Annotated in this window: 16 protein-coding genes; 7 read left to right on the plus strand and 9 right to left on the minus strand. The window is 68.4% G+C overall.

Annotated elements, in window-relative coordinates; all coding sequences use genetic code 11:
• The 7 genes from IT540_RS13570 to trxA form a co-directional block, all read left to right on the plus strand.
• Nucleotides 1-419 (plus strand): adenosylhomocysteinase (locus IT540_RS13570; protein ID WP_291178786.1); only part of this gene is annotated, 419 nt, incomplete at its 5' end.
• 319 nt (nt 420-738) lie between these two features.
• Nucleotides 739-3,252, plus strand: coding sequence for a PAS domain-containing sensor histidine kinase (locus tag IT540_RS13575; protein ID WP_291178790.1), 2,514 nt, complete (start codon nt 739-741; stop codon nt 3,250-3,252).
• Complete coding sequence (tsaE, locus tag IT540_RS13580) at nt 3,206-4,840, plus strand: tRNA (adenosine(37)-N6)-threonylcarbamoyltransferase complex ATPase subunit type 1 TsaE (protein WP_291178793.1); 1,635 nt, start codon at nt 3,206-3,208, stop codon at nt 4,838-4,840. Before IT540_RS13575 ends, tsaE begins: the two co-directional genes overlap by 47 nt.
• Before the next feature lie 18 nt (nt 4,841-4,858).
• Nucleotides 4,859-5,584: a nucleotidyltransferase family protein gene (locus IT540_RS13585; protein ID WP_291178797.1), complete on the plus strand. Its 726-nt coding sequence runs from the start codon at nt 4,859-4,861 to the stop codon at nt 5,582-5,584.
• A gap of 207 nt (nt 5,585-5,791) precedes the next feature.
• A complete protein-coding gene (gene addB, locus IT540_RS13590) occupies nt 5,792-8,941 on the plus strand; it encodes a double-strand break repair protein AddB (protein WP_291178800.1) in 3,150 nt (1,049 codons plus the stop codon).
• A gap of 2 nt (nt 8,942-8,943) precedes the next feature.
• On the plus strand, nt 8,944-12,516 hold the full coding sequence (addA, locus tag IT540_RS13595; RefSeq protein WP_291178803.1) for a double-strand break repair helicase AddA: 3,573 nt from the start codon (nt 8,944-8,946) through the stop codon (nt 12,514-12,516).
• 73 nt (nt 12,517-12,589) lie between these two features.
• The gene (gene trxA, locus IT540_RS13600; protein ID WP_291178806.1) at nt 12,590-12,934 is read left to right on the plus strand and encodes a thioredoxin; all 345 of its coding nucleotides are present in this window, start codon (nt 12,590-12,592) and stop codon (nt 12,932-12,934) included.
• A gap of 200 nt (nt 12,935-13,134) precedes the next feature.
• On the opposite strand, the gene IT540_RS13605 is transcribed toward trxA, so the two are convergent.
• The 9 genes from IT540_RS13605 to IT540_RS13645 all read right to left on the minus strand — a co-directional run.
• On the minus strand, nt 13,135-14,547 hold the full coding sequence (locus tag IT540_RS13605; protein WP_366029890.1) for a folylpolyglutamate synthase/dihydrofolate synthase family protein: 1,413 nt from the start codon (nt 14,545-14,547) through the stop codon (nt 13,135-13,137).
• Nucleotides 14,548-14,681: 134 nt separating this feature from the next.
• A complete protein-coding gene (gene accD / locus IT540_RS13610) occupies nt 14,682-15,746 on the minus strand; it encodes an acetyl-CoA carboxylase, carboxyltransferase subunit beta (RefSeq protein ID WP_291178809.1) in 1,065 nt (354 codons plus the stop codon).
• A 111-nt stretch (nt 15,747-15,857) separates the two neighbouring features.
• Nucleotides 15,858-16,691, minus strand: coding sequence for a tryptophan synthase subunit alpha (gene trpA / locus IT540_RS13615; protein ID WP_291178812.1), 834 nt, complete (start codon nt 16,689-16,691; stop codon nt 15,858-15,860).
• Nucleotides 16,688-17,959 carry a tryptophan synthase subunit beta gene (gene trpB, locus IT540_RS13620; protein ID WP_291178815.1) on the minus strand — a complete coding sequence of 424 codons (1,272 nt, stop codon included), beginning with the start codon at nt 17,957-17,959 and terminating at the stop codon, nt 16,688-16,690. Before trpB ends, trpA begins: the two co-directional genes overlap by 4 nt.
• Before the next feature lie 47 nt (nt 17,960-18,006).
• The gene (locus IT540_RS13625; protein WP_291178818.1) at nt 18,007-18,672 is read right to left on the minus strand and encodes a phosphoribosylanthranilate isomerase; all 666 of its coding nucleotides are present in this window, start codon (nt 18,670-18,672) and stop codon (nt 18,007-18,009) included.
• Nucleotides 18,673-18,878: 206 nt separating this feature from the next.
• On the minus strand, nt 18,879-19,241 hold the full coding sequence (locus tag IT540_RS13630) for a hypothetical protein (RefSeq protein WP_291178821.1): 363 nt from the start codon (nt 19,239-19,241) through the stop codon (nt 18,879-18,881).
• A gap of 43 nt (nt 19,242-19,284) precedes the next feature.
• Nucleotides 19,285-19,572 (minus strand): integration host factor subunit beta, encoded by a 288-nt coding sequence (gene ihfB, locus IT540_RS13635; RefSeq protein ID WP_291178824.1) that lies wholly within the window; start codon nt 19,570-19,572, stop codon nt 19,285-19,287.
• Between the two features lie 30 nt (nt 19,573-19,602).
• The gene (gene sppA / locus IT540_RS13640; protein WP_291178827.1) at nt 19,603-20,574 is read right to left on the minus strand and encodes a signal peptide peptidase SppA; all 972 of its coding nucleotides are present in this window, start codon (nt 20,572-20,574) and stop codon (nt 19,603-19,605) included.
• Between the two features lie 196 nt (nt 20,575-20,770).
• Nucleotides 20,771-21,772 (minus strand): S1 RNA-binding domain-containing protein (locus IT540_RS13645; protein ID WP_291178831.1); only part of this gene is annotated, 1,002 nt, incomplete at its 5' end.

Consider the following 21,772-nt stretch of genomic DNA (forward strand, 5'->3'; position numbering starts at 1 on the left):
ACCGCGCCATCGTCTGCAACATCGGCCACTTCGACAGCGAGATCCAGGTCGCGGGTCTCAAGAACTTCAAGTGGACCAACATCAAGCCGCAGGTCGACGAGATCGAGTTCCCGTCCGGCAACCGCATTATCCTGCTGTCGGAAGGCCGCCTGGTGAACCTGGGCAACGCCATGGGCCACCCCTCGTTCGTGATGTCGTCGTCGTTCTCGAACCAGACGCTGGCGCAGATCGACCTCTGGACCAACCCCGGCAAGTACGAGAAGAAGGTCTACACGTTGCCCAAGGTGCTGGACGAGAAGGTCGCCGCCCTCCACCTCGAGAAGCTCGGCGTCAAGCTCACCAAGCTGCGCCCCGAGCAGGCCGATTACATCGGCGTTCCGGTGGAAGGCCCCTACAAGTCTGACCACTACCGCTACTAACGTCCTCGTCCACCCGGAGCTGGAGCTCGGCTCTCGGGGTGCCGCGGGCTTTGGACATGGCGCGCACCAGTCTTCGTCAGGCCGGGCGCAATGCAGAATCGCACGCTCACGTCGAGTAGGAATAACCGGATCTCGGCATGGCGCCGGGATCCGGACGCGTGTTTTGCAGCACCCGCCTCTGCACGCTAACGGAGCGTTTGCGCTGTGCTCCGCTTGGGCTGGCATCGGCCCCCGAAGCTCCCCATAATTCGAGAGCGATTCGCATTGTCCGGCGAGGTGCGCGCGCCCGCGCGCCCGACCGGATCGAACTCCGAGATCGATGCCGACCAAGAGCCCTACGCCAGAACGGCAGAACACACGGGTCGAGCTTGTTATGCTCGCGCTCGCGAGCCTGGCGTGCGTGACGGTGCTGACGGCGACGCTCGCCTCCGGCCGCAGGATCGTCGAGGAAGGCGGCCTGCCGGGCAGTACGTGGATTCTCGCCGCGCTCGTGGCCGTGGCCGGCATCGGCACCGTCTATCTCCTTTACCAAGCGATCACGTCCATGCGCCGCCATGCGCGCCGCGCCCAGGACGAATCGCGTGAGCTGAGGCGAGCCCTCGCGGCGGCCGAGGCGCTGATCAAGGCCGAGCCGCAGGTGCTCATGCACTGGGAGCAGGGCCGCGGCATTTCCGTCGTCACCAACACGCTGACCGGCGTGCCCGGCCTGCCGCGCAACACCGGCGAGCTCGTGCGCTTCAACTTCTGGCTCGACCAGAAGAGCAACGCCGCCCTCAAGTCGGCGCTCGACGGTCTTTTGTCGGAGGGGCGCGCCTTCAACCTCATCCTCAAGACCGCCGCCGGCGGCCACGTCGAGGCCGATGGCCGCGCCGCGGGCGGCCGCGCCGTGCTGCGCTTCAAGGACGTCGCCGGCTACAAGCGCGATCTCTCCGTCATCCTCGACCAGCACATGCGCCTGGCCCGCGATGTGCGCGCGAGCCGGGCGCTCCTGAGCGCGCTGCCCCACCCCGCCTGGCTGCAGGACGTGGGCGGACGCATCACCTGGGTCAACAGCGCCTACGTCAAGGCCGTAGATGCCGAGAGCGAGGCCGAGGTTATCGACGGGCAGATCCAGCTCCTTGAGTCGCGCCAGCGCCGCAAGGTGGCGCGCGTGCTGAAGACGGGGCAGACCTTCAAGGAGCGCTTGCCGCTCATCGTCGGCTCCGAGAGGAAGACGCACGAGGTCACGGTATTGCCGCTCGGCGATGCGACGGCGGGCGCCGCCATCGACGTCGCCGACCTCGAATCCGCGAAAGGCGAGCTCGACCGCCAGATCGCCGCCTACGACCGCACGCTGGACCGTGTGGCGAGCGCCGTCGCCATCTTCAACGCCGACCAGAAGCTCACGTTCTTCAATGCCGCCTACCAGAAGCTCTGGCAGCTCGATGCGGATTGGCTGGCGACCTCGCCCGACGACGGCGCCGTGCTCGACCGCCTGCGCGAGCTCGGGCGCCTGCCCGAGGTGGTGAACTACCGCGAGTGGAAGGCGAAGGTGCTGCGCTGCTACAAGCAGGAGGCGGAGCAGGAGGACTGGTGGCATCTGCCCGACGGCCGCGACCTCCACGTGGTGGCCGCGCAGCGCCCCGACGGCGGCGTGACCTACCTCTACAGGGACGAGACCGAGCGCCTCGCGCTCGAAAGCCGCTACAACGCCCTGATCGGAGTGCAGACCGAAACCTTGAACAGCCTTAAGGAAGGCGTCGCGGTGTTCGGCACCGACGGCCGGCTCAAACTTCACAACTCCGCCTTCGCCGCCATCTGGAAGCTCTCGCGCCAGCAGCTCGCCGAGAGCCCGCACATCGACGAGTTCATCCACGTCACGCAGGTGCTCCACGGCGAGATGACGACCTGGAAGGAGATCAGCAGCGCCGTGACCTCGTTCGAGGAGCGCGAGCCGATCGAGGGCCAGATGGTGCGCCCCGACAGCAGCGTCATCGACTACGCGGTGACGCCGCTCCCTGACGGTGGCACGCTGCTGACCTTCGTCGACGTAACCGACTCCAAGCGCTACGAGCGCGCGCTGATCGAGCGCAACGAGGCCCTCGTCACCGCCGACAAGCTGAAGAACCAGTTCATCGGCCACATCTCCTATGAGCTCAGGACCCCGCTGACCAACATCATCGGCTTCAGCGAGCTCTTGGCCAATCCGATCTTCGGCGTGCTGACGCCGCGCCAGCGCGAGTATCTCGATGACATCGCCTTCTCCTCGAAGACGCTGCTCGCCATTATCGACGACATCCTGGACCTTGCCACCATCGACGCCGGCGGCCTGGAGCTGAAGCTCGCCACCGTCGATGTGCAGGCGGTCATCGACCAGGCCATCAACGGCGTGAGGGAACGCGCGGCGCGCGCCCGCTTAACCCTCGACATCGCCGTTGCCGACGATGCGGTGACCTTCATCGCCGACGAGCACCGCGTGCGCCAGGTTCTCTACAACCTCCTGTCGAATGCGGTGGGCTTCTCGAAGCCGGGCGGGGTGGTGCACCTCTCGTGCTGGCGCGAGGGCGGCACGCTCGTGTTCTCGGTCGAGGACGAGGGCGTCGGTATCCCCAAGGAGCAGCAGGCGCGCATCTTCGAGCGTTTCGAGAGCATGAGCCAGGGCTCCAAGCACCGCGGCGCCGGACTCGGCCTGTCCATCGTCAAGAGCCTTGTCGACCTGCACGGCGGCGACATGACGCTCGACAGCGAGCCTGGAAGAGGAACCAAGGTCACGGTACGCTTCCCCGAGCGCGGCCTCGAGCAGAGACATGTCCCGGCAAGCCCCGAAGCAGCAGCACGACTGGCGCGTGGTTGACGCCGACGAGGCGACCGTCGTGCGGCTGGCCGAGCGCATCGCGCTGAAGCTCGCCCGCGGCGACGTGATTGCCCTTTCGGGCGACCTTGGCGCCGGCAAGACGACGTTTGCGCGCGCGCTCATCCGCGCCGTGCTTGGCGATCAGGACGCCGAGATTCCGAGCCCGACCTTCTCGCTCGTGCAGACCTACGCCACGCCGCGCCTCGAGCTGGCGCACCTCGACCTCTACCGCATCGCCGGCGACGACGACCTGATCGAGCTCGGCTTCGACGAGCTCGTTGCCAGCGGCGCGGCGATCGTCGAATGGCCCGAGCGCGTGCCGGGTCTCCTGGCCGCCAACCGCCTCGACATCCATCTTGCGCAAGGCACGTGGCCCGAGCAGCGCACGCTCGGTCTCGTGGGCCACGGCACCTGGGCCCCTCGCCTCGCCCGCCTCGCCGCCATGTCGGATTTCCTCGACGCGCATCCGCCGTGGGACGCCGCAACGGCGGCCTATCTGCAAGGCGACGCCTCCGCCCGCGCCTACGCGCGCCTCACGTTTCCTCCCCCCGACGCACTCCTTCCCCCCTCCCCACGTCGAGTCGAAGACTCGCCTTCGGCGAGATGGGGAGGGGAAACTCCGCGCACTGCCATCCTCATGGATCAGCCGCGCCAGCCGGACGGCCCGCCGATCCGCAACGGCCTACCCTACAGCCGCATCGCGCGCCTCGCGGAGGATGTGCGCCCGTTCGTGGCCGTTGCCTCGGCCCTGCTCGCGGCAGGCCTCAGCGCGCCCGAGATCTACGCCACCGATCTCGAGCGCGGCTTTCTCGTGCTGGAGGACTTCGGCGGCCGTGTTTTCGGCGCCGAAATCGCGAAGGACGCATCGCAAGCCGAGCTGTGGCGCGCGGCGACCGACACGCTCCTCGTGCTGAGCCGCGTCTCCGTTCCCGACGCGATCACCCTGCCCGACGGCACGACGCACCGCGTCCCGCCGCAGGATACCAACGTGCTTGGCATCGAGGTCGAGCTGCTGCCCGACTGGTACTGGCCGGCCGTTTACGGCCAGCCGATCCCGGCCGATGTGCGGGCCGAGTTCATGTCCGCTTGGGAAAGCCTCTTCGCGCGGCTGCTGGCTGGGCCTAAGGGCTGGGTTCTGCGTGACTTCCACTCGCCCAACCTCGTCTGGCTCCCCGAGCGCGACGGGGCACGCCGCGCCGGTCTGCTCGACTTCCAGGACGCACTTCAAGGCCCGCCCGCCTACGATCTCGTCTCGCTGCTCGAGGATGCCCGCGTCGATGTTCCGGCCGCGCTCGAGGACGAGCTTCTGGCCTACTACCTCGACGCGCGCCGCGCGGAGCCTGCCTTCGACGGCGACGCGTTCCGCTTCGCTTACGCGGTTCTCGGCGTCCAGCGCAACACCAAGATCCTCGGCATTTTCGCCCGTCTCGCCAAGCGGGATGGCAAGCGTACGTATTTGCGTCATATCCCGCGCCTATGGCGTTATCTGGCGCGCGGTCTCGCGCACCCTGAGCTTGCCGCCCTTGCCCTCTGGTTCGACCGCCACTTCCCAGCCGCCAGCCGCAACGCCCCACCGAACATCTCCTAATCTCGAGAGCCCGCCTCCATGACCGACCACGTCACGACTGCGATGGTATTGGCCGCGGGCCTTGGCACGCGCATGCGCCCGCTGACGGACACGATGCCGAAGCCGCTCGTGCCGCTCAACGGCAAGCCCTTGCTCGACCACGTGCTCGACCGTCTGGCCGTGGGCGGCATCAAACGCGCGGTCGTGAACGTGCACCACTTCGCGGATCAGATCGAAGCCCATCTTGCGAGCCGCGTGAAGCCGGCGATCACTATCTCCGACGAGCGCGGCCAGTTGCTCGATACCGGCGGCGGTGTCGTCAAGGCGCTACCTCTGCTCGGCCGCGCGCCGTTCCTCATCCACAACTCCGATTCGGTGTGGATCGACGGCGTCGGCTCGAATATCGCGCGCCTCGCAACGGCGTTCGAGCCGAAGCGCATGGACAGCCTCCTGCTGCTTGCCCTCGGTGCCGCCAGCCTCGGCTACGATGGGCACGGCGATTTCGTCATGGCGCAGGACGGGCTGTTGGAGCGGCGCGGCGAGCGGCGCGAGGCGCCCTTCGTCTTCACGGGCGTCTCCATCGCGCACCCGCGCCTGTTCGAGAACGCGCCCAAGGGGCGATTCTCTCTCAACGTGCTGTGGGACCGCGCCATAGAGCGCAAGCGTCTTTTCGGGGTCCGGCTCGATGGCATGTGGATGCACGTCGGCACGCCACAGTCCGTGGATGAAGCGGAACGGTGGATAGCCCGCGCGGCGAGCGCCTGAGACGCCCTCATCCGAGCTATACCCAAGACAGAATCTGATGTTGGGCCGTGTGCCCTGGGTCTCGGCTCTTCGCGGCTGCGCCGCTCGGCCGGGATGACAGGGTGAGGGCTTGGCTCCTCGTGTCGTCCTGGCCAAGCGACGGCGCAAGCCGGAGCGCAGAGCCGGGACCCAGGGGCCACAGATGCAACGGTTGCCAATTGGGGGACGATGACGCCGCGCCATCGCGCTAACATCTACACGGTCGACGCCGGTCGCGCGTTTCTCGACTGCCTCGCCGCCGCCATCCTCGACGGTACGCTGCCCGCCGGCTCGGGACGCGTACCTGCGCCCATGGAGCTGCCACGCGTCACGCTCTACCTGCCGACGCGCCGCGCCACGCGCGCGCTGCAGGACGCCTTCCTGCGCGTCTCCGGCGGGCGTGCGCTCCTGTTGCCGAAGATCGTGCCCATCTCAGAGGGCGAGGAGGATCTGTCGCTCATCGCGGCGGCCGCGTCCGATGCGGACGCGCTGACCAGCGCCATCCCGCCCGCCATCGGTGAGCTGGAGCGCCGCCTTGTATTGACGAGCCTCATCCGCCGCTGGACCGAGGCCATGCACGGCAGCGAAGGAGCCTCGTCCGAGCCGCTCGCCGCCACGGCGACCACCACCGCACAGGCAGCCGTGCTCGCCAAGGAGCTGGCGCAGCTCATGGACATGGTCGAGACCGAGGACGTGAGCCTCGACGGGCTGGCTGGCCTCGTTCCCGAGACCTTCTCCGAGCACTGGCAGAAGACCCTGCGTTTTCTGGAGGTCGTCACGTGCGCCTGGCCGGCCTACCTGGCCGAGACCGGCATGCTGTCGGCCGCCGGCCGCCGCAACGCCGTCATCCGCGCCGAGGCGCAGCGCCTTGCGGCCGCGCCGCCGGCGGCCCCGGTGATCGTCGCCGGCGTTACGGGATCGATCCCGGCCACCGTCGAGCTGATGCGCGCCGTCGCCGCCTTGCCGAACGGCGCCATCGTGCTGCCGGCTCTCGACACCGACCTCGACGCTGCGAGCTGGCAGACCATCGGACCCGAGCATCCCGAGCACCCGCAGTTCGGCCTCAAGAAGCTGCTCGACGCGCTCGGCTGCGCGCGCGGCGACGTGGCCCGGCTGGGTGACAGTCCGTCTGCAGCCGCACGCGCGCGCACGCGCCTGATTGCCGAAGCCATGCGCCCCGCAGGCACGACCGAGCGTTGGGAAAGCGTCGCCGCGGCCGCCCGCAAGGACCCTTCGCGTGCCACACCGCAGGGCCTCAGCCTCGTCGAGGCGCCGACCGCCCAGGACGAGGCGGAAGCCGTGGCGCTGATCCTGCGCGAGGCGGCCGAGACGCCCGGCAAGACGGCGGCGCTCGTCTCGCCGGACCGCTTCCTCGCGCGCCGCGTCGCCATCCGCCTCGAGGCCTGGGGCATCAAGGTCGACGACTCCGCCGGCCGTCCGCTCGGCAAGACGCCGCCCGGCGCCTTCCTCGATCTCGTCATCAACGCGGCCGCGACGCGCTTCGCGCCGGCCGAGACGGTCGCGCTGCTGAAGCACCCTCTGATGCGCCTCGGCCTCGATCCGTTCGCGGCCCGCCGCGCCGCACGCGCGCTTGAGATCGCGACCTTCCGCGCGCCGTACCTCGGCGAAGGGCTGGACGGCATCGAGGCTGCGTTCGAGCGGGCGGCCGACGATCGCGAGCGCGGCGTGCGCGCCCATCCCGCCGTCAAGCGCCTCTGGACCGAGGACTGGCAGGGCGCCCGCGATCTGCTCGCGCGCCTGCGTGCCGCCTTCGAGCCCCTGACCGCCCTTTACGCGCGCGACACGCCCGTCTCGCTCCGCGATCTCGTCGCTGCCCACTGCAGCGCCGCCGAGGCCGTCGCGCGCCTCCCTTCTCCTCCCCCAAAAGGGGAAGGGGAACCGGCAGAAGACGACGAAAGCCCACTCTGGCGCGACGACGCGGGCGAGACGGCCGCGCGCTTCTTCGCCGGCCTGCTCGACACGCGCCTGCCTGGGCTCGACCTGCCGCCCACCGACTACGCCGACCTCTACCGCGGCCTCGCCTCCGCCGAGACCGTGCGCCCGCGCGGCCCCGTGCATCCGCGCCTTTTCATATGGGGCCCGTTCGAGGCCCGCCTGCAGCAGACCGATGTCGTGATCCTCGGCTCGCTTAACGAGGGCACATGGCCGAAGGCGTCGGATCCCGGCGCCTGGCTCAACCGCCCCATGCGCGAGGCGCTCGGGCTGCCGTCGCCCGAGGAGAAGATCGGCCAGTCCGCCCATGACTTCGCGACGTTGCTCGCCGCACCCGAGGTGATCCTGACGCGCGCCGAGAAGAAGGACGGCGTGCCGACCGTGCCCTCGCGCTGGCTGCTCCGCATCGAAGCCTTGCTCGATGGCATGGGTGTCTCCGATGCGCTCGCGCCTAAGCAACCGTGGCTCGCCTGGGCGCGCCAGCGCGATACCGTTACACCCGTGCCGCGCCTCGCCGTCCCGGAGCCGCGGCCCGCCGTGGCACAGCGTCCGCGCAAGCTCTCCGTCTCGCGTGTCGAGACCTGGATCTCCAATCCATACGCGATCTACGCCAGCGAGATCCTGCGGCTCGCGCCGCTGCCGCCGCTCGGCGAGCCGCCGGGTCCGGCGCTGCGCGGCAGCATCATCCACGACGCACTGTCCGAGTTCGCGAAGGCCTATCCCACGACGCTGCCCGACGACATCGCGGCCGAGTTGGTGCGCTTCGCGGAGCGCGCGCTCGCGGCCTATGCCGCCCATCCGCGCATCGCCGCCTTCTGGATACCGCGCTTCGAGCGCTTCGCCGCTTGGTTCGCGGCGACCGAGCCGGCCCGCCGCGCGGGCGTGGCGGAAGTGAGGGCCGAGGTCGATGGAGAGCTTCAGTTCCAGGCCCCGGCCGGGCCCTTCCGCCTTACCGCCCGCGCCGACCGCATCGATATCTCGAACGACGCCGTCGTCATCTCCGACTACAAGACCGGCACCCCGCCGCCAGATTCCAAGGTTCTGGCGGGCGTCGCACCGCAGCTTCCGCTGGAGGCTGCGATCGCGGCCGATGCCGCGCTCGGCTTCGAGAAGCTGCCGAAACAGCCCGTCGCCACGCTGCGCTATATCCGCGCTTCCGGTGGCGAGCCGCCCGGCGAAGCGCGCGACGTCAAGGCGCCCGACGTCGCCGCGCTGGCGGAGCAGGTGCTCGACGGCCTGAAGCGCCACGTCGCCCGCTTCGACGACGAGGCGACGCCCTATCGCCCGCTGCGGCGCGCCCGCTTCAGCTACGCTTACGACGACTACGCGCATCTTGCGCGCGTCGCCGAGTGGTCGTCGGGCGCCACCGCTGAGGAGGACGCGTAGCCATGTCGGCGATGACCGAGCTGAGATCGATCGAGATCGAGCTGGAGCGCACGCGTCGCCGCCAGGCCGAAGCCGCGGATCCGGCCGCCTCCGTCTGGGTCAGCGCCAACGCCGGCACTGGCAAGACGCATGTGCTGACCATGCGTGTGCTGCGTCTGCTGCTGGCCGGCACACCGCCAGAGCGCCTCCTCTGCCTCACCTACACCAAAGCCGCCGCGGCCGAGATGTCGAAGCGCGTCTTCGAGAGCCTGTCCAAGTGGGTGATGCTGCCCGAGACCGAGCTCGAGCGCACGCTCTTGGATTTTCTCGGCCGCGCGCCCGATGCCGGTGAGATCGCGCTCGCGCGCACGCTCTTCACACGCGCCACCGAGACTCCCGGCGGCCTCGGCGTGCAGACCATCCACGCCTTCGCCGAGCGCCTTCTGCAACGCTTTCCGCTGGAGGCCGGCGTCACGCCGGGCTTCGCCATCCTCGACGACGCCACCGCGCGCAAGCTCATGCGCGAGGCCATCGACCAGGTCATCGGCGTGGCCGCCCGCAACCGCGCGAGCCCGCTCGGCCGCGCGCTCGAGACCGCTATTCGCTATGCCGCCGATGACCGCTTCGACGAGATCCTGGCCGACGCGCTCCGCCATCGCGAATGGCTCGAAGAGGCGGCGCGATTGGGCCTCGACGCTGTCGAGGCGCTGTGCCGCCGCCACTTCGGCGTGCGCGAGGGTGTCACGCGCGCCGCCATCGAGGCCGAGGCGGCAACCCTGCTCTCGCCGCGCGACCTCATGCACCTGCGCGATGTGCTGCGGAGCGGCACCAAGACCGATGCTGACGCGGCCGAAAGGGCCGCCGCCGTGCTCGCAGCCACGTCCGAGCGGACGCGCATGGATGCGCTCTGCGAGCTTCTGTTGACCAAGGACAAGGAGCCGCGCAAGAAGCTCGTCACGAAGTCTCTGGCGGACAAGAACCCCGAGATCGAGCCCATGCTGGCGCGTGCGCAAGGCCGCTTCCTTTCTCTCTGGGCGGAGCAGCAGGGTGCCGCCGTCGTCGAGGCGACCATGGCGCTCGTCCGCCTCGCCGAGGCCGTGCAGAAGCGTTACGCCGAGGCCAAGGTCCGCCGCGCGGCACTCGATTTCGACGATCTGATCGCCCGCACCAAGGGCCTGCTCTCCGAGCGAAGCTCCGCCGAGTGGGTGCTCTACAAGCTCGACAACGGCCTCGACCATATCCTGGTCGACGAGAGCCAGGACACGAGCCCGTCGCAGTGGCGTGTGGTGGAAGCCATCGCCACCGAGTTCTTCTCCGGCTCGGGCGCCCGCGACGACGTCGTACGCACGCTGTTCGCCGTCGGCGACGAGAAGCAGTCGATCTACTCGTTCCAGGGCGCCGCGCCCGAGATGTTCTCTGAGATGGGCGGCCGCTTCGCTAGCCTCGGCCACGGCGCCGGCGTTACCTGGCGCAGCGTGCCGCTGACGCTCTCGTTCCGTACCGTGGCCCCGATCCTCGCCGCCGTCGACCGCGTGTTCGCCGATCCCGCACTGACGCCCGGCGTCACGCCCGCACCTCACGCCGTGAAGCGCGCGGGCCACGGCGGCGTCGTTGAGATCTGGGCCACCGAGCAGCACGAGGAGATGCCTCCCGCCGACGCCTGGTCGCCGCTCGACGAGCAGTCCGCCGAGCCGCCCGTCGTGCGCCTCGCGGACCGCATCGCCGACACCATCAAGGGCTGGCTTGCGCGCGGCGAGACGCTGGCCTCCACCGGCCGCCCCGTCGCGCCCGGCGACATCCTGATCCTGGTGCGCAAGCGCCAGCCCTTCGCCGCCCCCATGGTGCAGGCGCTGAAGGCCCGCGGCATTCCCGTGGCCGGCGCCGACCGCATACGTCTCACGGAGCAGATCGCTGTCAAGGACATGCTGTCGCTCGGCGATTTCCTGACGCTTCCGGAGGACGACCTCGCCCTCGCCGAGGTGCTGAAAAGCCCGATCTTCGGCTTCGACGACGCCGATCTCACGGACCTCGCATTCTGGAACCGCACCGAGGCCAGCCAGGACCGCAAGGGCACGCTGTGGAAGGCGCTGCTGGAGAAAAGCAAGGAGAACCCGCGCTACGTCGAGGCCGCTTCCACCTTGAAGCGCTGGCGCAAGGCCGCCGACTTCCGCCCGCCGTTCGAGTTCTTCGCCGACATCCTGGACCGCGACGGCGTGCGCGCGAGGCTCATCGCGCGCCTCGGTCCCGACGCGGCCGACCCGCTCGACGAGTTCCTGAACCTCGCGCTCACCTACGACGACAGCGCGCCGCCCTCGCTCGCGGGCTTCCTCGCCTTCATGCGCGACGGCGAGCGCGACATCAAACGCGACATGGAGCATGGCCGCAACGAGGTGCGCGTGATGACCGTGCACGGCGCCAAGGGCCTCGAGGCGCCGATCGTGTTTCTCCCCGACACCTGCAGCGCCGGCTCCGCCGCGAGCCAGGCCGGTCGCCCAATCAAGCTCGAGGCAATGGAGCGCGCTCCCGGCGCCCCGCCGCCGTTCGTCTGGCCGGTCAAGGGCACGAGCGGGCTCGACCGCCTGCGCGACGCGCGCGAGGCGCTGAGACGGCGCGAGCGCGAGGAGCAGAACCGCCTGCTCTACGTCGCTATGACGCGCGCCCGCGACCGCCTCTACGTGGCGGGCTTCGAGGGACGCAAAGGCCCCGAGCCGGGCTGCTGGTACGAGCTGATCCGCGGCCGGCTGGACGGCGCGCTCGACCGCGTGACGGAGGCGGACGGTCGCGAGGTTCTACGCCTCGCCGTGCCGCAAATAGCCGCTCCGGAGGCGCCCAAGACCACGCTGGCGGCGCTGCAGGACGCCGCGCCGCTGCCGCCGTGGGGCGCCGCGCCCGTGCCGCGTGAGCCGCAGCTCACGATCCCGCTGGCGCCGTCTCGGCTCGCGCCCTACGACACCGACGACGAGGGCGAGCCGCTGCGCACGGCTCCGCCACGGGACCGCGAGGCCGAGTCCGCCGTCGTGAGCCCCGGCCAGCTCGGCGATCAAAGCCGCTTCTTGCGCGGCACGCTGACCCACGCCCTGCTGCAGCACCTGCCGTCGATCGATGCCAGGTCCCGGTCCAAGGCCGCCAAGGCGTTCCTTGCCGAGCGCGGCCGTGGCCTGCCCGCCCGCACGCTGGCGAGCATCGCCGCCGAGACGCTGGCCGTCCTTTCGGACACGGCCTTCGCGCCGGTCTTCGGCCCCTTGAGCCAGGCCGAGGTGCCGATCGTCGCCGTCATTCCGCGCCCGGAGGGGGCCGGGCCTGCGCTCCGCATTGCCGGCCAGATCGACCGCCTGGCCGTGCTCGACGACTCGGTCCTGATCGTCGACTACAAGACCAACCGCGCGGCGCCGCGCACGCTGGCTGCCGTCGCCCCGGCCTACCTGTATCAGCTCGCGGCCTATGCCCTGGCGGTGCGCGAAATCGTCCCTGGCAAGCGGGTCCGGGCGGCCCTGCTATGGACGCAAGGCCCCAATCTTATGGAAATCCAAGAGGAAACCCTGGACGTATACGCCAAGGATCTCTGGCGGCTCGACACCCTCCGACTTGACGCCTGAGGGGCCCATTCCTACCTTCACGATCCGCTGGGAGGGCCAACCGTTCGGCAGCTCGCCGAAGAAGGAGACACGAATGACCGCACTCGTATCCGACAAGACGTTTGACGAAGAGGTTCTGAAGGCGAGCGAGCCCGTGCTCGTGGACTTCTTCGCCGAGTGGTGTGGTCCCTGCAAGGCCATGGCGCCGGCCCTTGAGCAGATCGCGGCGGAGCAGAAGGGCAAGGTCAAGGTCGTGAAGCTCGACGTCGACCAGAGCCCGGCGATCACCACCAAGTACGGCATCCGCGCCATGCCGACGCTGATCGTGTTCAAGAACGGCGAGGTCGCGGGCCAGCACGTCGGCGCGCTGGTTCAGAAGCGCAAGCTCGAGGAGTGGCTTGGCGCCCAGATCGGCGAGAGCCTCGTCGCCAAGGCGTAAGCAACGCGCCGCCAGGCACGCGCATCCGATTTTCGGAAAGGGCCTCTCACGAGGCCCTTTTCTATTCCGCCCTGGCTCCCCTCCCTCGCTCTAACGATTGCAAGCCGACAGCCAAAATCTCTCCGTCATCCCGGCCTTCGCCGCGATAACGTTACGGTTATAGAGGACGGCTTCTCCCAACGCGCTGCACTCTACAGGAGTCAGTTTGCCTGCGGCTCGACGCCTTCCTGCAGCGCCAGCACGTGCCCCGCGAGATAGAGCGACCCCGTGATCAGGATGCGCTTCGGTCCGGGATCAATCGCATCGATACGCTTCAGCGCCGCCTCGACGGACGATCCCGCCTCCGCGCTGAGCGAGACGGAGCGCGCGGCTTCCGCCAGCGCCTCGGGCGAGAAGGGCGCCTCATGCGAGCCGGGGATCGGCACCCCGACCACATGGCGCGCGAGCCCGCGGAACGAGCCGAGGAAACCAGCCGCGTCCTTGAGACCCAGCATACCGACGATGAGATAGAGCGGCTTCGGCGCCCGCTCCTCGAGCTCGGCGAGCGACTGGGCGAGAAACTGCCCGGCCGCCGGATTGTGCCCGCCGTCGAGCCAAAGCTCGGAGCCCGGCTTGAGCAGCGACGGCAGCGGCCCGCTGTCGATGCGCTGCATGCGCGCCGGCCAGCGCGCCGAGACGAGGCCGCGCTCGATGGCGTGCTCGTCGATGGCGAAGTCCTTGAGCTCGAGCGCGGCCGCCACCGCTGTGCCCGCGTTGATGATCTGATGCCGCCCGATGAGCGCCGGCAGCGGCAGGTCGAGGAGCTGGTCCGCCCGCTGCACCACGAGGCGTCCGCGCTGCTCGTAGGCATCGTAGTCCTGGCCCCAGACGACGAGGCGCGCGCCGGCCCGTGCCGCCTCGTGCGCGATCACGTCGAGCACGCCGTCCTCCTGCTGCGAGACGATGCACGGGGCGCCGCGCTTCAGGATGCCGGCCTTCTCGGCAGCGATGACCTCGATGGTGCTGCCAAGCTTCTCCGCATGATCGAGCGAGATCGGCGTCAGCACGGTAAGCACGGGGCTCTCGATCACGTTGGTCGCGTCGAGCCGCCCGCCGAGCCCTACCTCGAGCAGCACGATGTCCGCCGGATGCTCGGCGAAGGCGAGGAACGCCGCCGCCGTGGTGATTTCGAACTGCGTGATGTCGTCGCCGCTGTTGACCGATTGCGTTCGGGACAGCACGTCGACGAGGTCGGCTTCCGAGATCGGTTGCGTGATCCCGTCGGCGCCGGCGAGCGCGATGCGCTCGTGAAAGCGCACGAGATGCGGCGAGGTATAGACGTGCACCCGGTGGCCGGCCGCCGTCAGCATGGCCTTGAGGTAGGCGGTGACGGAGCCTTTGCCGTTCGTCCCGGCGAGATGCACGACGGGCGGCAGGGCCTTGTGCGGGTTGCCGAGCTTGGCCAGCAGCCGTTCCACCCGGCCCAGCGACAGGTCGATGAGCTTCGGGTGCAGGAGCCTCATGTCGGCGAGGAGCTGGTCGCTGGTCAGAATGACACGCCCCTCCTTCTCGAGGCCACGCCCGTCCTGTGGGACTGCTTTCCGAACGAAGGGTCCGGGTTCACAACTGCGCACGCTCCACAGACAAAGCCCGAGCCTGAGCCGGGGTCAACGCGACCGAATGATGACAGAAGAAATATTTGTGCTCGCCGACCTCGCGACCCGGCCCAACAACGGACGGGTCCGGACGCCGCTCCGGCCCGGCGTGATCAGGTCCTCGGGTGATCCGGTGGCTCCGTCGAGCCGGATCCCGTGGTGTCGCCGTCCGGCCGCACGCCATCCCCTTGCAATTTGAAACGCTCGTTGTCCTCGACCGGCTCCAGCTCGAGCGCCGTGGTCTCGAGCAGCCTGCCGTCCGCCACGCTACCGTTGATCGGCGCCTTGCCGTTGCCGCGGCGCGATTTTGCGGCCTCTGCCGGGGCGCCGCTGTGCATCAGGAGGCTGCAGATCCGGCTCAGCGTCTCGCGCATCTTGTGACGATGCACGACCATGTCGATCATGCCGTGGGCGAGCAGATATTCGGCGCGCTGGAAGCCGTCCGGAAGCTGCTCGCGGATGGTCTGCTGGATGACGCGCGGCCCCGCGAAGCAGATCAGGGCGCCCGGCTCCGCGATGTGGACGTCGCCGAGCATGGCGTAGGACGCGGTGACGCCGCCGGTGGTCGGATCCGTCAGCACGACGATGTAGGGAAGCTTGGCCTCGCGCAGCCGCTGCACGGCGATCGTCGTACGCGGCATCTGCATGAGCGACAGGATGCCCTCCTGCATGCGCGCCCCGCCCGACGCCGCGAACAGGATGAACGGCGCTTTGAGCGCGACAGCACGCAGCATGCCGGCGATGACGGCCTCGCCCGCCGCCATGCCGAGCGAGCCGCCCATGAACTCGAAGTCCTGCGCAGCCGCCACCACGGTGCGCCCGTCGAGCGTTCCCTCGGCCACGAGCACCGCGTCGTCCATGCCGGTCTTCGTGCGCGCGTCCTTGAGACGGTCGGTGTAGCGTCGCCCGTCGCGGAAGCGCAGTGGGTCCTGCGCCACGGAAGGCACCAGCACCTGCTCGAAAGTTCCGCCGTCGAACAGGCTCGTAAGCCGCGCCCGCGAGCCCATCTTCATGTGGTAGTTCGAGCCGGGGACGACGAATTGGTTGGCTTCGAGGTCCTTGTAGAAGACCATCTGTCCGGTCTCGGGGCACTTGACCCAGAGGTTTTCCGGCACCTCGCGCTTCGTCGTGAGGAAGCTTCGGATCTTTGGCCGGACGACGTTGTTGATCCAGTTCACGCTTGACCGCTCCTAAAGTGCCCGCCGCACGCGAGGCACAATGAAACAAAGACCCGGTTCGTCAGAGTCCAAAAGTCGAAGAAGAGGTGGGCCACCGCCGGCACCCGTCGCTCACGACGTCCTGAGCGCCGTGCTAAGGCCTTCGACCAAACTTAGGACGGCGCCCGTCGTATTACCAGCCGCGCGCCCGTCCTGGGTTAAGCTCGTCTCGATGGCGCGAACCAACGCCGAGCCGACCACGACGCCGTCCGCGCTCTTGGCGATATCGCGCGCCTGCTCCGGTGTTCTTACGCCAAATCCGACCGCCACGGGAAGGGTTGTCGCGCGTTTTAGACGTGCCACCTGCAGTTGAACATCGTCCGGATTGGCTGCCCCGGCGCCCGTGATGCCGGTGATGGAGACGTAGTAAAGGAAGCCGGACGTGTTTTTCAGCACCGTCTTCAGGCGCTTATCGTCTGTGGTCGGCGTAGCGAGGCGAATGAAGTTGAGCCCCCGCTCGAGCGCCGGCAGGCACAGCTCCTCGTCGGCCTCCGGTGGAACATCCACAACGATCAGCCCGTCGACGCCGGCTGCCACCGCATCGTCGAGGAACGCCTCGTTCGGGTAGACGTAGATGGGATTGTAGTAGCCCATGAGCACGATGGGGGTGTCGGCGTCGCCCTTCCGGAACGCGCGCACCATGTCGAGCGTCTTCTTCATCGTCTGCCCGGCCTTGAGCGCGCGCAGCGACGAGGCCTGGATCGCCGGCCCGTCGGCCATCGGATCGGAGAACGGCATGCCGAGCTCGATGATGTCGGCGCCGGCCTTGGGCAGGCCCGCGAGGATCGCCTGCGAGGTCTCGAGATCCGGATCGCCGGCCGTGACGAAAGTGACGAGCGCCGCGCGGCCCTCTTTCTTCAGCGCCTCAAAGCGCCGATCGATCCTCGTTTCGTTTTTCTTGCTCAAAGCTTGATCCCCAGATAGCCGGCGACGGCGAACACGTCCTTGTCGCCGCGGCCGCACATGTTCATGACCAGGAGGTTGTCCTGGGGCAGCGTGGGCGCGAGCTTCGTGACCCAGCCGAGCGCGTGCGACGGCTCGAGCGCCGGGATGATGCCCTCGAGCTTGGCCGAGAGCTGGAACGCCTCCAGCGCCTCCTTGTCGGTGATCGAGACATACTGCACGCGCCCTGTGTCCTTGAGCCATGCATGCTCCGGGCCAACGCCCGGATAGTCGAGCCCCGCCGAGATCGAATGCCCTTCGAGGATCTGCCCCTCAGCATCCTGCAGGAGATACGTGCGGTTGCCGTGCAGAACGCCCGGCCGCCCGCCGTTCATCGAGGCTGCATGCCCGTTCTCGACGTCGAGTCCGTGCCCGCCCGCTTCCACGCCGTAGATCGCCACGTCCTTGTCGTCGAGGAACGGATGGAAGAGGCCGATGGCGTTCGAGCCGCCGCCGATGCAGGCGACGAGCGTATCCGGCAGTCGCCCCTCGCGCTCGACCATCTGCGCGCGGGTCTCCTGGCCGATGATCGCCTGGAAGTCGCGCACCATGGCCGGATAGGGATGCGGCCCCGCCGCCGTGCCGATGAGATAGTAGGTGTCGCGCACGTTGGTGACCCAATCGCGCAGCGCTTCGTTCATGGCATCCTTGAGCGTGCCCGCGCCCGCCGTGACGGGATTGACCTTGGCGCCGAGCATGTGCATGCGCGCTACGTTCGGCGACTGGCGCGCCACGTCGGTCGCGCCCATGTAGATCTCGCACGGCAGCCCGAAGCGCGCGCAGACCGTGGCGACTGCCACGCCGTGCTGCCCGGCGCCGGTCTCGGCGATGATGCGCGTCTTGCCCATGCGCCGCGCGAGCTGGATCTGGCCCAGGCAGTTGTTGATCTTGTGGCTGCCGGTGTGGTTGAGCTCGTCGCGCTTGAAGTAGATCTTGGCGCCGCCCGCGCCGCCTTGCGACTTCGCCACCTCGCGAAAATACTCTGTCAGCCGCTCGGCGTAATAGAGCGGGCTCGGCCGTCCGCCGTAGTGATTGAGCAGGTCGGTCAACTCGGCCTGGAAGGCGGGATCGTCCTTGGCGGCGTTGTAGGCCGTCTCCAGATCGAGGATCAGCGGCATCAGCGTTTCGGCCACGAACCGGCCGCCGTAGAGGCCGAAATGCCCGCGCTCGTCCGGCCCTGCGGAGAGCGTGTTGAGCTTGGCTTCGCTCGTTTTCTGCGTTTTGGAGGCCATCGGCCCTTTCCCTTTGCACGGCCCGCCCCGGGTGGGGCAAGGAATTTTCAGGACTGCTTAGCGGCCTTTGCGGCGCGAAGGAAGCGGTGGATAAGCTCGGGGTCCTTCTCTCCGGGCCGGCTCTCGACGCCTGACGAGACATCGACGATGGCGGCGCCCGTCAATGCAATGGCCGCGGCCACGTTCTCGGGCGTGAGGCCGCCGGCCAGTGCGAAAGGCGCCTGTCCGCGTGCTGCCGCGAGAATGTGCCAATCGAAGGCGAGGCCGTTGCCGCCCGGCAGCGCGGTCGGGTCGGCCGGTGGCTTGGCATCGAACAAAAGCACGCTGGCGCGCCCCGGCGCTAGGTAGGGGAGGGCTGCCGCCACCTCGTCCTCCGTCGCCACCGGCACCGCCTTGATCACGAACAGGCCGCTTCGCTTGCGGATTTCCGCCACGCGCTCTGGCGTTTCGTGGCCGTGAAGCTGCAGGAAGTCCGGCTGGATGTCGGCCGCCACGCTGTCGACGAGGGCATCTTCCGGGTCGACGAGCAGCGTCACCGTCTTCACGCTGCCCTGCGCGCGGGCGTGCCGCACGAGCGCGGCCGCCTCCGCCAGGCTGACGTTGCGCGGGCTCTTGGCGTAGAGCACGAAGCCGACCAGGTCGGCCCCGGCCTCGACCGCCGCGTCGAGCGCCGCCTCGCTACGCAATCCGCAGATTTTCACACGCGTGGACATGAAGGCCTTTGCCTTTGATGGATTCCCTGGCGTCCTCTCACCCGCGCCGGGCGCAGCCTCTCCCCAGAGGGGAGAGGCAAACGAAACGCCTCCACTTCATCTCTACCCGTCATGGCGAAGCCATACTCCGCATAGATGGGGAGATCGAAACCAATCTTAGATCGGTTCCGGGTGAGGGGCGCCGCACGTTCGAGGAAGGATCTGTACTACGCCGCGTTGCGCTTCTCAGGCGCCGCCAGCGCCTTGGCGCGGGCTGCGACCTCGGCATCGCGCTCGCGCATGAGCCGGTCGGCCTCCGTCTGCCATCGTCTGGCCTCGCCCGTGCGCACGCGCGCCGTGCGCCGCCATCGCCCTTGTGACATCCAGGTCGCCGCGCCGCCGAGCAATACGCCGATGAGCAGAGCGCCGAACAGGAAGCCGTAGAACGGCAGCACCACCGAGAGCACCGGCGTCTCGGGCCGGAAGGGATCGAGCACGAGCCGGACCGAATGGCGGTTCGCAACCGCAAGCGTGATGAGCAGCGCCGCCGCCGGAAATGCCGTCAACAGCCAAAGGATTCGCTTGAGCACACCCGCTCCTTTCACGAGGTTCGAGGCGCGCTTGACGCGCCCCTTACGTCGACGACGCGTTGAGCCGATCGCGAAGCTCCTTGCCGGTCTTGAAGAACGGCACGAACTTCTCGGCCACCGGCACAGGCGTCCCCGTGCGGGGGTTGCGCCCTTGCCGCGCGGCGCGATGCTTCACCGTGAAGGCGCCGAAGCCACGCAGCTCGACGCGGTCACCCTGCGCCAGCGCATCGACGATCTCGTCGAACACAACATTGACGATGCGCTCGACGTCCCGATGATAGAGATGCGGGTTCGAGGCTGCAATTTTTTGAATAAGTTCCGATTTGATCAAAGCACAAGCCTCCCGGACGGAAATATTTCTTTAATTTTCCGCAGGTTGCCAAACCGAGACGAGGCCGTCAAGGCCAAGTCTGCCGAGGCTGGGAGGAAGGGTTACGAGATTAAGCAGGTTGCCGAGGGCGGCGGCGAGCACCGTGCCGGCCGCCCGGGAGGCGTCCCCGGTGACCGAGCTCCAGGGGCTGTCGCTCGTGGGCTTCCAGTCCACCACCTTCAGGTTTTTGGCCACGCCCCGGTTGGTCTCGAGCCAGTGCACGGCCTCCGGCTCCCCGCCGATCTCGTCGACGAGCTTGTGCCCGAGCGCCTGCCGGCCGGAGTAGATGCGCCCCTGTAGAAGGCCGTCCACGTTCTGGGCCACGATGCCCCGCCGCTGCTCCACCAGCGAGAGGAACCAGCGGAACCCGTCGTCGATCGTGTCCTGCATCACCTTGCGGGCCTCCTCGGTGGCGGGCTCGAACGGATTGGGGGCGGCCTTGAGCTCGCCGCTCTTAACCTCGTTGAACTTGACGCCGAGCTTGCCGAGCATCTCGCTCACCTCCGGCCACTGGGCCAGCACACCCACGGAGCCGGTGATGGTGTTGCCGCGCGCCACGATATGGTCGGTGCCGAGCCCGACGATGTAGCCGGCCGAGGCCGCCACCGTGCCGAACTGCGCCACCACGGGCTTCTTCTCGGCGACATCCCGGAGGGCGACGTAGAGGCTTTCGCCTCCCGTCGTGGTGCCGCCCGGGCTGTTGACGAAAACGATCAGCGCCTCGACGTGCTTGGCATCGCGGATCTTCTTGAGCATCGCGATCTGGTTGCGGTCATCCGTGATGGTGCCCTCGATGGCGACGCGCGCGATCTGCTTGGTACCGGCGAACGTCGAAAGATCCTGGCTGCCGAACATCAGCGCGCCGAGCAGTAGCCCGACGAACAGCACGGCGGCTCCGCGCCAGAAAGCGAGGCGCCGGCGCATGCGGCGTCGGTCGAGAACGGCTTCGGTTTCGAGGGACATGGGGATGCTCCTGGGGATTAAGCCATTGCCGGCAAATTAGGAAACTGCCGCGCGCCGCGCAATGTCTCGCGTGCGCCCAACCAGGGACGGGCAGCATTTTCCTCCCCCTCGAGGGGGAGGACGAGAACAAAAAATGCGCGGGGAAGCCCCCGCGCATTCTGTTTACCTAGTGGTCGACGTAGACAGCGACGAACCTTTACTCCTCGTCGCCGGTGTCCCCGGCATCGCGCTTCTTGATCGCGGCCTTGAAGATGTCACCGAGCGAGGCGCCCGAGTCGGACGAGCCGTACTGCGCCACGGCCTGCTTCTCCTCGGCGATCTCGAGCGCCTTGATCGAGACGCCGATGCGCCGCGCCGCCTTGTCGACGGAGACCACGGCCGCGTCCACCTTCTGGCCGACGGTGAAGCGCTCCGCGCGCTGCTCCGAACGATCGCGCGACAGGTCCGAGCGCTTGATGAACGTGGTGAGGTCGCTGTCGGCGATCCGCACCTCGATGCCGTTTTCCTGCACCGCGATCACCTCCGAGGTGACCTGGTCGCCCTTCTTGTACTTGCCGAGCGCATCCGCCGGGTCGCCGCCGAGCTGCTTGATGCCGAGGCTGATGCGCTCCTTGGAGCTGTCGACGTCGAGCACCACGGCTTTGACCGTGTCGCCCTTCTTGTAGTCCTTGATTACCTCGTCGCCGGGCTTCTGCCAGTCGAGGTCGGAGAGGTGAACCATGCCGTCCACGCCGCCATCGAGGCCGACGAACAGGCCGAACTCGGTGATGTTGCGGATCGGGCCTTCGACAACCGAGCCCTTCGGATGCTGAGCCAGGAACGCATCCCAAGGATTGTCCTGGGTCTGCTTCAGGCCGAGCGAGATGCGCCGCTTGGCGGGGTCGACCTCGAGGATCTGCACCTCCACCTGCTGGCTCGTGGAAACGATCTTGCCCGGGTGCACGTTCTTCTTGGTCCAGCTCATCTCGGAGACGTGGATCAGACCCTCGACGCCGGGCTCGAGCTCCACGAACGCGCCGTAGTCGGCGATGTTCGTCACCGTGCCCGTGAAGCGCGCACCGATCGGGTACTTGGCCTCGATCGCCGACCACGGGTCGGACTGGAGCTGCTTCATGCCGAGGCTGATGCGCTGCGTCTCGGGGTTGATGCGGATGATCTGCACCTTCACCGTGTCGCCGACGTTCAGGATCTCGGAGGG

It is taken from the genome of Hyphomicrobium sp., assembly GCF_020852195.1.
GTDB lineage: Bacteria > Pseudomonadota > Alphaproteobacteria > Rhizobiales > Hyphomicrobiaceae > Hyphomicrobium_C.